Annotated in this window: 12 protein-coding genes and 1 tRNA gene; 1 reads left to right on the top strand and 12 read right to left on the bottom strand. The window is 50.0% G+C overall.

Going from position 1 to position 12067, the window contains the following annotated elements:
• Positions 1–23: 23 nt before the first annotated feature.
• The 9 genes from DXA93_RS00290 to nrdR form a co-directional block, all read right to left on the bottom strand.
• Positions 24–902, bottom strand: a complete 879-nt coding sequence (locus DXA93_RS00290; RefSeq protein WP_119207610.1) for a hypothetical protein — start codon at positions 900–902, stop codon at positions 24–26.
• 144 nt (positions 903–1046) lie between these two features.
• Positions 1047–1119 (bottom strand) — tRNA-Arg (locus tag DXA93_RS00285).
• Between the two features lie 127 nt (positions 1120–1246).
• Entirely contained in the window at positions 1247–2158 is a 912-nt protein-coding gene (locus DXA93_RS00280) for a DUF5688 family protein (protein ID WP_022462518.1), read from the bottom strand.
• A gap of 269 nt (positions 2159–2427) precedes the next feature.
• Complete coding sequence (gene efp / locus DXA93_RS00275; protein ID WP_022462517.1) at positions 2428–2985, bottom strand: elongation factor P; 558 nt, start codon at positions 2983–2985, stop codon at positions 2428–2430.
• 84 nt (positions 2986–3069) lie between these two features.
• Positions 3070–3594, bottom strand: coding sequence for a YqeG family HAD IIIA-type phosphatase (locus tag DXA93_RS00270; RefSeq protein ID WP_117801204.1), 525 nt, complete (start codon positions 3592–3594; stop codon positions 3070–3072).
• 74 nt (positions 3595–3668) lie between these two features.
• Positions 3669–4556 (bottom strand): patatin-like phospholipase family protein, encoded by an 888-nt coding sequence (locus tag DXA93_RS00265; protein ID WP_055218274.1) that lies wholly within the window; start codon positions 4554–4556, stop codon positions 3669–3671.
• 104 nt (positions 4557–4660) lie between these two features.
• On the bottom strand, positions 4661–6019 hold the full coding sequence (locus DXA93_RS00260; RefSeq protein WP_117509174.1) for a citrate/2-methylcitrate synthase: 1359 nt from the start codon (positions 6017–6019) through the stop codon (positions 4661–4663).
• A 130-nt stretch (positions 6020–6149) separates the two neighbouring features.
• Positions 6150–6785, bottom strand: a complete 636-nt coding sequence (locus tag DXA93_RS00255; RefSeq protein WP_117509119.1) for a DUF3786 domain-containing protein — start codon at positions 6783–6785, stop codon at positions 6150–6152.
• 14 nt (positions 6786–6799) lie between these two features.
• Complete coding sequence (nrdR, locus tag DXA93_RS00250; RefSeq protein WP_022462512.1) at positions 6800–7252, bottom strand: transcriptional regulator NrdR; 453 nt, start codon at positions 7250–7252, stop codon at positions 6800–6802.
• A gap of 142 nt (positions 7253–7394) precedes the next feature.
• Between nrdR and DXA93_RS00245 the strand changes: the two genes are divergently transcribed.
• On the top strand, positions 7395–7646 hold the full coding sequence (locus DXA93_RS00245) for a YlmC/YmxH family sporulation protein (RefSeq protein ID WP_022462511.1): 252 nt from the start codon (positions 7395–7397) through the stop codon (positions 7644–7646).
• On the opposite strand, the gene DXA93_RS00240 is transcribed toward DXA93_RS00245, so the two are convergent.
• From DXA93_RS00240 to DXA93_RS00230, 3 genes are all read right to left on the bottom strand, one after another.
• Entirely contained in the window at positions 7647–7952 is a 306-nt protein-coding gene (locus DXA93_RS00240; RefSeq protein WP_022462510.1) for an acylphosphatase, read from the bottom strand.
• 27 nt (positions 7953–7979) lie between these two features.
• Positions 7980–9146, bottom strand: coding sequence for a GNAT family N-acetyltransferase (locus tag DXA93_RS00235; protein WP_117509120.1), 1167 nt, complete (start codon positions 9144–9146; stop codon positions 7980–7982).
• Between the two features lie 193 nt (positions 9147–9339).
• Positions 9340–11880 (bottom strand): heavy metal translocating P-type ATPase, encoded by a 2541-nt coding sequence (locus DXA93_RS00230; protein WP_117509121.1) that lies wholly within the window; start codon positions 11878–11880, stop codon positions 9340–9342.
• Positions 11881–12067: the final 187 nt, after the last annotated feature.

Genomic DNA, 12067 nt, shown 5'->3' with positions numbered 1-12067 from the left:
TGTTTTGTATTATTCTATTGTTCCTACTGAATGCTCTCTACATATACTCTCAGGGAAGCATCTGCATCGAGTGCATTCCGATAATCGTTCTGAACCTGTTCGATCAGATTTTTGACTTCTTCGTTTTCGAGCGCCGCTTTCATAGCCTCGGTTACGGCCGCATCGCTGTCAGTATCATCCATGATTTTCAGGCCGCCGTCTTCTGTCGTGTAGAGATAATACTCCGAAAGCATCGGCAGGGTCTGGTTGATTCCCAGATATTTGCATCTGCTGCTGACAAACGCGATGTACGTTCCGTCGCTTGGACCGCTGATCGTGTAGGCCTTTACATCTCCGTATGACTCCACGTCGCTTTCTGCCTCAATCTGCGCCTGCTCCTCCGCGGTCAGATTATCTGTTACTGCAAAAAGACCGTTGATATCCCTTGCACCGAGCGCGGTGTAATACTGCTCCAGCACGGTGCTTACTTCCGGGACATTGTCCGCGGCAAAGGAGACAGCCGTATTATCGGTATTCTCTGTATTGCTGGTATCGTCTGCCGCTTCCGGCTCACTTGTCGGCTCAGCCTCTGCATCCGGCGCGCTGGCGGTATCGGTACTGGAAGCATCTGCACTGGAATCATTCGCGGAATCCGAAACGTCCGATGAAATGCCTGTGCTGTCCTCAGAATCTGCTTTGCTGTCTGCTTTTACCTGTGTCTTTTTATCCGGCACATTGCTTCCGGTGCTGCTGCTTGTTACGGTTCCGCCGCTCGATTTTCCATCGTTTTTTGGTGATACCAGATGAACGATGAGAAGAACCGCTGCCACAATCAGGAGAATTGCTCCGATCAGAAGCATGTAGCGCAGATTATCGGAAATCCATTCCCGGATTTTATCTTTTGTTGTCATTGGTTTTGCCATATTTTTCCTCCTTCATCAAAACTGATCCGCCGGATCAGTTATTGATATGCTCAGTAAGCAAAAAAACCTCTACTTCACACCGAAGCAGGGGCTTTCCTTGTCCTGCGCCGGTCCTGCCCGCCGCAGCATGCCATGTAGCAAAAACGCGTCTGGAGGGATTCGAACCCCCGACACACGGTACCGGAAACCGTTGCTCTATCCCCTGAGCTACAGACGCTGATGTGATCTGTTTTCTCAACCACACTATGACAGTTTACCACAGACTCCTGCAATTGTAAAGTATTTTTCCCACCCAGCCGCCCATTTTTTTCTTAAATTATTCGCAGACTATTCTGCCACGCAGCTTACGTTTCTTTCTCACACAGCGTCAGTTCCCCGCTTTCCCGGTGGTAATAATAAACGTGATCCGACAGAATCTCCTGCGGCTTGACCGTCTTTTCATTCACGTCCCGTACCATGTCGGAAAGACACTCCTCTGGGAACACATCATAATCTGGAATCACCATACACTCGTGGATACTGCTCGGAATCACATAAAGACTTGCCTCAAAGCGCTGCGAAAGACTCTCCAGCACGCCGGGATAGCACATGCAGATTGCACCCAGCTTTCCTCTGCGGTTGCTGACCAGGTAAAACTGTTCCGCCAGCGGACCAAGCTCGAACAGGGGAAACGTTACTCCGTACTCCTCTTTCAAATACACCATAAGGCTGTCTGTGCGCACCGGCAGATCCCGCAGGGTGTTCTCCCAGGCACGGGCATCCAGCTCCTCCGCCGAAATTCCCCACAGCTCCCGGTGCGTCTCGTGGATCAGAATTGTCGCATCCGGCACGCGGTTTCCCCGCATCTGGTAATAGTACACGACCGCGAGATCGAGAAATTTTCTGTGCGGAACTTCGGAGAGCAGCGTACGGTTTTTCTCCGCATGAATGAGCTCGCAGTAGATCTGCGGCGCAGCATTTTTCCAGTTGGTAAAAAAGGCAGCTTTCTCCGGTCTTCTCGCCTCCGCTTCCACTTTCCGGTACTGCTCCAGTACCTTTTCTGCAATCTGAGAAAGCGGCACGCCCTGCAGACAGCATTCATACAGAAGCTCCACGTAGATCGTCGGTGCAATCCAGTCCTTCTTTCTGCTGATGACAAACGCCTCTTTTTCGATACCGTTCAGCTTCTGCACCGATTCTACCTTCACCTCAAAATCATCGCCGGCTTTTCTTTTCAGCAGCGCGGCAAGCTGCTCTTTGAACATCTGATAGTCCATTTTTTCCCACCTTTCCTGTTTGATTGCCTTTTGTATTTTTGCTTTACGGAACAAAAAAAGCTCCGGAAAACACAACTTAAAAACCTCTGTACAGATCTGTATATGCCAGAGATTCGTTGGTTCGCGGAACTTCGAACGATGAGAAAAACGGGCCCGGGCTGCTTCCGACAGCCTTTATCAGCCATTTTTCAGACGAATATTCTATTTATTTAGAAAACCGTGTCCGCCACAAAGAAAGTTGTGACGGACAACGGCGGGAACATTCTTACTTATACACGGGACAGATATTCACCTGTTCTGGTATCAATTTTGATTTTGTCTCCCTGGTTTACGAACAGCGGAACGCTTACGGTAGCACCAGTCTCAACGGTAGCCGGTTTGGAAGCACCCTGTGCAGTATCTCCCTTGAAGCCTGGCTCAGTCTCGGTGATCTCAAGCTCTACAAACAGAGGCGGCTCGATTGCGAATACATTTCCGTTGTAGGAACATACTTTAACCATTTCGTTTTCTTTTACAAATTTCAGAGCATCTCCGATGGTCTCTTCGTTCAGAGCGATCTGCTCATAGTTTTCTACGTTCATGAAGTAGAATAAATCGCCATCGCTGTACAGATACTGCATGTCTACACGCTCGATACGAGCCTGCGGGAATTTCTCGGTCGGACGGAAGGTACGCTCTACTACACCACCGTTGATGACATTTTTTAATTTTGTTCTTACGAATGCAGCTCCTTTACCAGGTTTTACATGCTGAAATTCAAGAATCTGAACGACCTGACCATCGATCTCGAGGGTAACGCCGTTTCTAAAATCTCCTGCTGAAATCATTCTGATTTTTCCTCCTTAACATAGTACGATGCGCCAAATGCGCACCATAGGCTTATCTTATAATATAATATTTTTCCCGATTTTTCAACTGTTTTTTTTCGTAATCCTGCCGCGGGCCAGATCACGCTCATAAAAGAACAGTACAATGTGCTCCAGATACCGTTTCAGAACGATCTGAATTTCCTCTTTCGGATCGATCGGCTCGGTCAGAATATTGTAAAGTCCGGTCCGTTTTGCACCGTACACATCGGTGAAAAGCTGATCCCCGACAAAGACCGCCTGCTCCTCTTTGATCCCCATTCTCCGGCATGCCTCCTGGTAGTTTTTCACCGAAGGCTTGTGCGCATTTTCGATATAGATAGAACCGACCGCATCGGCAAACGGAGCCACACGCGGTTTCTGATTGTTGGAAAGCAGACAGGTGGAAAAGCCAGTCTCCCGAAGAGACGCAAAGAACGCAGCCGCCTCCTTCGTCGCCGGCGCACCGTGCGGAACAAGCGTATTATCGATATCAAAAATCACGCCCCGGTATCCTTTCCGGTACAGATCCGCGTAATCGATCGTATAGGCACTTTTTTCTCTCCGGTCCGGGTAAAACATCCGCATCAGTATAGTTCCCCGGTTCTTCTGGTTTTTTCCACTCATCTTCTTTCTCCAATCCTCTTTTCGTTTATACAGTAACTTTATTCTTCTTTCAGAAACTCCTGCAGAGCCTCAAAATTTGCTTTCATCTGGTCATAGCCGTGCTGGTAAAATTCCCGCAGCTTCTCCTCGTCCTTTTCGAGACGCGATACCGCCGGTATCTCCGGGCGGATCACAAAGACGGAGCCTTCTTCTTCCCATTTTTCGATGCATTCGAGTACCTGGTTATAATGTTTCGCGCGGTTTACAAGCGCACGCACGAGATTCGGGTATTTGCGGAATGCCGCCACATACAGCTCCCAGCCTCTCGTTCCCTCTTTTTTGCGGTAACCGAAATTCCGTGTCAGAATAATGACATTTTTTCGGTGTCCCGTCTTTAAGGAACGGATAATCGGGATCGAATCGGCAACACCGCCGTCGACGTACTCGTTTCCGTCGATCTCCACCATCGGGCAGGCGATCGGCATGCTCGATGATGCACGGCCAATTGCAAGCAGACGTTCTTTATTTTCGCGGTCATCCAGATATTCCGCGCGTCCCGTCTCACAGTTTGTCACAACCAGCTCACACGTCTGCGGCGATGCAAAATACGTATCAAAATCAAATGGAAAAATCTCATACGGATACCGTTCGAACACCATATCCATGTCGAGCAGTGCTTTTTTCTCAACGATTGTCTTGATATTCTTATTGACGTAGCGGTTTTTCTCATCCGTGACAATCATACAGTCCCTCGTTCTGCCAATCTGGCGCGATACATAGTCCAGCGCATTGCAGGCTCCGGCGGAAACGCCGATCACATGAGGGATATAATACTCCTGCTCCATCAGAAAGTCCAGCGCTCCTGCTGTAAAGACGCCGCGATTGGCCCCTCCTTCCAATATGACTGCTCCGGATTTTGTTATGCTGTAATTTTTTGTCTCATTCATTCTCCTGCACTCTCCTATTTTTCACAATGACACATTACTTCCTGCACAGAGCAATGCCGGAGCAGATCGGAAAATCCCGACACGCTCCGGCCCTTCTGCCTGTTTTATCTGTTTTCCAGCGGAACATAGTCCACTTCATCTTTGACACTCTTGTACGCCGGGCGGATGATCTTGTCGGTGTTGATCAGTTCCTCCATCCGGTGTGCACTCCAGCCGACGATACGCGCGCAGGCGAACATCGGGGTGTAGAGCTCCAGCGGAAGATCCAGCATGCTGTAAACGAAGCCGCTGTAGAAGTCGACGTTTGCGGATACACCTTTGTAAATATGGCGCTCCTCGCCGATGATCTTCGGAGCCAGTTCCTCGACCATAGCGTACAGCCGGTAATCTTTCTCTCTGTGTTTTTCTTTTGCCAGCTGCTCAACGAAGGTCTTGAAGATGCGCGCACGCGGGTCGGAAATGGAGTAAACCGCATGGCCCATACCGTAAATCAGACCTTTCTGGTCGAACGCCTCTTTGTGCAGCAGCTTTCTTAAGTAATTCGATACTTCTTCCTCATCCGTCCAGTCTTTGACGTGTGACTTCATATCGTCGAACATCCGCACAACCTTGATGTTTGCACCGCCGTGCTTCGGTCCCTTTAAGGAGCCGAGCGCCGCTGCAATTGCGGAGTACGTATCGGTTCCGGAAGAAGAAACAACATGTGTTGTAAAGGTTGAGTTGTTACCGCCGCCGTGCTCCATGTGGAGGACGAGGGCAAGATCGAGGATCTTCGCCTCCAGCGGGGTGTATTTCTGATCCGGGCGGAGCATCAGCAGAATGTTTTCTGCGGTGGAAAGCTTCTTCGACGGATTGTGGATATATAAACTTTTTCCCTTGATATAATGGTTGTACGCCTGATAGCCATAGACGGACAGCATCGGGAAAACAGAAATCAGGTTAATGCACTGGCGAAGCACATTCGGAAGGGAGGTATCATCTGCGTGGTTGTCGTACGCGTACAGGGTCAGAACGCTTCGGGACAGAGTGTTCATCATGTCCTTGGTCGGCGCTTTCATAACAACGTCACGCACAAAGTTCTTCGGCAGGGACTGCTGCTGTTTTAAAATCGTCTTAAAATGCTTAAGCTGCTCTTCATTCGGCAGATTTCCAAACAGGAGCAGATAAGCGACTTCTTCAAATCCCATACGGTTTTCACTCAAAAATCCCTGGGTCAGTTTTTCCACGTTGATGCCGCGGTAGTACAGACGTCCGTCACACGGTGTTTTGACGCCGTCAATGATATCCGAAGACACAACGTTTGAAATCTGTGTCAGTCCCGCAAGGACGCCAACGCCGTTGACATCGCGCAGTCCGCGTTTTACATCGTATTGCCCATACAGCGAAACATCCATTTTGGAGTTATCCAGACAGATGTTTGTCAGTTCCTCTATTTCCGGTGTTACTTTCATGCTAAAAGCCATATGCATTCCCCTTTCTCTTCTCTTTTTTTACTCACTTTCGCTCATTATAGCATTAAACCAAGGGATTCGTATACTGAAATTTTTATAAACATTCGAAAAATTTTCGTAAGATTTTGTCTCACAAAAGGTATCAGGCTTCTGTTTTACATGCATCGAAGGCTTGATCCAGTGCGTCCAGGAAATCTCCCATCACGTAATACAGCGTCTCAAACCGCAGATAATCGAGGACGTTTTCATCCCACATAAACTTCAGCACCGGCGGGAATTCCTCATCGGACTCCCAGAACTGGAAGACGAGCGGCAGAAACGGAAAGACATGAAAAACAAAAGCAGCGTCTCCCGGGAAATATGGTTTTCCGCCAAGGGAAACGCATGCTTTTTTCAGCTGTTCCACATGCCCGTCATACCGTGCGGCGCGGCTGTCGTGAACGCCGGACGCAATCGTGCGGCCTTTGATCGTTCCCTTTAAGGAATTGGTACGCGCATACGTGCCGGCGAGCACAATCTCCTTCTTTCCGCAGCAGAGCAGGTCGAAAATCGTCAGCGTCTCATTGAAACTGCCCTGATGTACATGAAGAAAATGGTCTTTTGATCCCTCTACAACGCCGGTATGGCGGTTCACTCTCCATTCTTCAAAAAGATACGGCACATAGAAATAATCGCCATCAAACGCAAAGCCATACTTTCCTTCGATCTCCTTCTGATCGTATGTCAGAAAACGTTCCTGCATCTGATCACGCATTTTAATATAGTTCGACACTTCCATTTTTTTGCCTCCCGCTATTTGTCGAGCATCTTTTTCAGCTCGTCCATGAACGTGTTGACGTCCTTGAACTCACGGTAAATCGACGCAAAGCGGACGTACGCCACCTGATCCAGGTCTTTTAAGTAATGCATGACCTTCTCTCCGATCACAGAGCTTGGAATCTCGCGTTCCTCGCCGTTGAAAAGCTCCGTCTCCACCTTGTTGACCATCTCGTTGATCTTCTCGGCGGACACCGGCCGTTTGTGGCAGGCGCGCAGGATACCGGTCTCGATTTTCGAGCGGTCATACTGCTCGCGGTTCATATCTTTTTTGATGACGATCAAAGGGATCGTCTCCACTTTTTCGTATGTCGTAAAGCGTCTGCCGCAGACATCGCACATCCGGCGGCGGCGGATCGCATTGCTGTCTTCAATCGGGCGTGAATCCACAACCCGGGTATTATCCTGATTACAAAATGGACATCTCATATCTTTCGTCCTCGTTTCTAAATAAGTATTTCGGAAAGTTTTCTACTTTTACAGTATACGCATTTTTCCGTGAAATTCAAGTCAACTGCAGCAACATTTTCGCATATGTTTTTCCATAGGAATCAGTAAAAAGGAGCACCGCATGCGCGTTGTAGATCTCCGCCAGAAAGAAGTTATCAATATCTGCACCTGCAAAACGCTCGGCTGTCCGATTGATGTGGAATTCAATCCAAAAACGGGACATCTTACCGGACTCGTTCTTCCGGGTCCTGTGAAATTCTGCGGCTTTTTCTGCCACGGCGAGGATTTTGTGATCCCATGGGACCGCATCTGCCAGATCGGCAACGATATCATTCTCGTCGAAATTCCGGAAAAAGAGAAAAAACAGCCCTGATCAACGGATATGAAAACCGAATTCCGATTCCAGCGGAATCTTCGTCCATTTTGCATCCGTGATTTCGATGTAGCTGGAGGTGCGGATCCTTTTGATCATCTCCGTGATCGTCTCCTCATCACCCTGCACCTCCATCTCCACCGTCTCATCCCAGCAGTTTCTCACCCAGCCTGTCAGCCCGAGCTGGTAGGCAGCATAATACGCCCGGTAACGGAACCCCACGCCCTGCACCTGGCCGTAGAAAATCACATGGTACCGGATTTCTTCTTTTTCGTCTCTTCTGTCTCGTTTCGCTGTCTCGTTCATATTTCTCTGCCTCCCAACAGTCATTGCCTAAAATTCGTCTGCCGTCGCACAGTACAGCGGAAGCGGGAACCAGTCGGATGGAATGTTCTTCCAGATTTCAGATGGAACCTTGCTTCCCTTACTTGCCAGCGGTGAAAGAAGCAGTTCCTGCGCCTGCTCCCGGTTGAGTACATCTGCCCCCGGATGGGCTTCCCGTGTCACGGTCACAGTTCCATCTTTTACCGTCACGGTCAGCGGCTGTCCCTCCAGTACGGCAGACCACGTTCCATCGCTGATGCCCATCGTCTCTGCTTTCATGGTCAGCATTGCCTCGATGACGTCTGCAAATTGGAAAATACGGTACATCGCGGAACCGCAGCGCTCTTTTGTGAAGCTTTCGCAGACTTCCGATAACGCTGCTGCTTTTCCGGTCTCATACACCGGAATGGAAATGAAAAGAGAGTCAAGCGCATTTTCTTTTAAATAAGCGGCAAGTGCAGGAACGAAATCCTGTTCCTCCAACACTTCTGCTTCCACAACCTGGTTTCCGCCGCAAAGTGCCAGATATCCGATCCGCTCACCGTTTTTCCAGATTGCAATTGCCTGCTCGCCGAACGTTTTCAGGCAGGCTTTCACATCCTCTCTTACCACGTAAAGCGGTTTTTCCTCATTCAGCTTCTTTGCAAAGGCTGCCGCCTCTTCGTCCGCTTCGCCGTTTTCCGGAAACAGCGGCGCAAAGGTGTAAGCGGAGAGTTCCCCGTTTTTCCAGGTATGGCGCACATTTGCCACATCCAGGTAAAACGTGTATTTTTCACTTCCCGGCGTAAAGCCAAAGTAGGCATACCGCTGTCTCTGGCCGTCCAGTGCCAGAAGATCACACGTTCCTTCCAGATCCGTAATCCAGTCGCCAAGAAGACGCTTCATGTGGCCTTCGCCCCTTGCCTTTGGATGCACGGAAACGCTTCCCACATATCCTGCGCGGAGCAGCTTACCCCCTGCTGCCATTTGCTGCGGAAGCACCGCAATCTCGGCCCGGAGTCTGCCGTTTTCCGCAACAGCGACGCGGTGGATCCGTGCCATTTCCGGTCCTGCCTGATAAACCCTTGGAATTAACTGCTCAAAGTCGTGCGGACGGTGTGCCGTGCTGAACACGTAGTTTGCAAGTTCGATGCAGTCCTCCCACTCTTCCGGCTTTGCAAGTCTGTACTCTGTCATAATGTAAAAACCTCCTGATCCTAAAAACCCTTTTGTTTTTGCTCTTCTTTTTCTCTATCCTAACGGATTTTTGTCCTTTTGTCACGAAAATTCCGAACAAATTGCAATATTTTTGCTATATCTGGTAAAAAAAAGAAACGCGCCCGGAAATTTTCATTCCAGGCGCGTTTCCCTTTTCTCAACGTTTCCTGTTTTACTGGATTCCTTTTACGGTGTAATCCTGTGCCTCTACGGCTGTTTTCAGCACATCGTCTGATACCGGAGCTGTCAGTGTTACAACGGCTGTTCCTTTTTCATGGCTTACTTCTGCGGATGCAACACCCTCGATTGCCTCAAGTGTTTTCTTCACTCTTGCCTCGCAGTGGCCGCACATCATGCCCTCGATTGTCATGGTTTTTACCATTCCCTGTTCTGTTGTCATGTTCAGATCCTCCTTTAGAATTTCGTTTTTGATTCTTTTATCTTTTGACGCGTCGTGCATCCGAAACAGATTCAGACGCAGGGCGTTTGTCACAACGCAGAAGCTCGAAAGGCTCATCGCCGCCGCACCGAACATCGGGTTCAGCTTCCAGCCGAACAGCGGGATCCATACGCCCGCAGCCAGCGGAATACCGATGATATTGTAAATGAAGGCCCAGAACAAATTCTCGTGAATGTTCCTGAGGGTCGCACGGCTTAAGCGGATCGCTGCCGGTACATCGGAGAGGCGGCTCTTCATCAGGACAACGTCTGCCGCATCGATCGCGATATCGGTTCCTGCTCCGATGGCAATACCGATATCCGCACTGGTCAGAGCCGGTGCATCGTTGATGCCGTCTCCTACCATCGCTACTTTTCCTTTTTCTTTCAGGCGGCTGATGACCGCTTCTTTTCCATCCGGCAGAACGCCTGCGATGACTTCGTCCACACCTGCCTCAGCGCCGATGGCACGCGCGGTGCGCTCATTGTCTCCGGTCAGCATCACGACACGGATTCCCATATTCTGCAGCTCTTTCACCGCACGCGGGCTGTCCTCTTTGATGACATCCGCAACCGCGATCATACCGAGCATCTTTCCGTCTTCACTGAAGAACAGCGGTGTCTTTCCTTCTTCGGAAAGTTTTGCTGCCTGCTCTTCCATCTGTTTCGAGAGAACCGCTTTTTTCGTAATCAGTGCGCGGTTGCCTCCGCAGAGCTCTTTTCCGTTCCGTTTTGCCACAAGGCCGTTTCCAGGAAGCGCAGAGAAATCACTGACTTCTTCGCGGGCCAGGCCTTTTTCCTCTGCAAGTGCAAGAATCGCACGGGCCAGCGGATGCTCACTTTTCTGCTCCAGTGCAAAGGCACCTTTTAAAAGCTCCTCCTCACTTACACCGTCCGCCGGGACAAGATCGGTTACCTGCGGCTCTCCGCTTGTGATGGTTCCAGTCTTATCGAGTGCAACGATCTGTGTTTTTCCTGTCTCCTCGAGAGAAACTGCGGTTTTGAACATCGTTCCGTGTTTTGCTCCCATTCCGTTTCCGACCATGATCGCAACCGGTGTTGCAAGGCCGAGCGCACACGGGCAGCTGATAACGAGAACGGAAATACCTCTTGCAAGAGCAAAGCTGACGCTCTCTCCTGCAAACAGCCAGATCACAATCGTAGCAAGTGCAATGCAGATAACGGCCGGCACAAAAATACCGGAAACTTTATCGGCCACTTTGGCGATCGGCGCTTTTGTCGCTGCCGCATCGCTGACCATCTGAATGATCTGGGAGAGTGTTGTGTCTTCTCCGACTCTCGTCGCCTCACAGGTCAGGAAACCGGACTGGTTTAAGGTCGCCGCCGATACGCGGTCGCCGGCCTCTTTATCCACCGGAATACTCTCGCCAGTCAGCGCGGATTCGTTGACGGCACTCGTTCCCTCCAGGACAACGCCGTCCACCGGAATATTTTCGCCCGGGCGGACGATGAAATGATCGCCCTTTTTCACCTGATCAATGCCGACTTCCACTTCTTTTCCGTCTCTTAAGAGAACGGCGGTCTTCGGAGCCAGCTTCATCAGACTCTTTAACGCATCGGTCGTTTTTCCTTTGGAAATCGACTCCAGCATTTTTCCGACGGTAATCAGGGTCAGAATCATGGCTGCGGACTCGAAGTAAAATTCATGCATATAGCTCATGACTGCATCCATGTCCCCCTGTACCTGCGCTCCCGTCATGGCAAACAGGGCGTAGACGCTGTATACAAACGATGCGGTAGAACCAAGCGCTACCAGCGTGTCCATGTTCGGTGCTTTATGCCAGAGACTCTTGAAACCGCTGATAAAGAATTTCTGGTTGATGACCATGACCGCAATGGTAAGCAGGAGCTGTACCAGTCCCATTGCGATGTGATTTCCTTCAAAGAATTTCGGCAGCGGCCATCCCCACATCATATGGCCCATGGAGAAATACATGAGCGGAATCAAAAGAAGAACGGAGCTCAACAGACGGCGTTTCATGACCGGTGTTTCCTTGTCTTTCAGCATCTCTTCGTATTCTGCTGTGGAAGCCGACTGTGATGTGCTTCCCTTCTCGCCTTTTTTCGACGCACCGTAGCCTGCATTTTCCACGGCGGCAATAATCTCTGCCGGGGAGGCCGTTCCCTCCACGCCCATGGAATTTGTCAGAAGGCTGACTGCGCAGGATGTGACACCGGGTACCTTTGACACGGCTTTTTCGACACGGGTCTGGCAGGCGGCGCAGCTCATGCCGGTTACATTGTACTGTTCCATCGTATGTCTTCCTTTCTGTAGTTCTGGATTTTCTATTTCATATACCCTAATGGGGTATCTTGTTTTCTTCTACACTATATACCCTGTCCGGGTATTTTGCAAGTGTTTTTTCAAAAAATTTCCACTTCTCTTCTGCCATCCCCCGCACAATCCGGCCGGACCATCCTCAGAAATCCCTTGACAACCC

Source organism: Blautia sp. OF09-25XD (assembly GCF_003482095.1).
Taxonomy (GTDB): Bacteria; Bacillota; Clostridia; order Lachnospirales; family Lachnospiraceae; genus Fusicatenibacter; species Fusicatenibacter saccharivorans.
The sequence above is the reverse complement of the archived record's forward strand: the minus strand, read 5'-3'. Positions and strand labels throughout refer to the sequence as shown.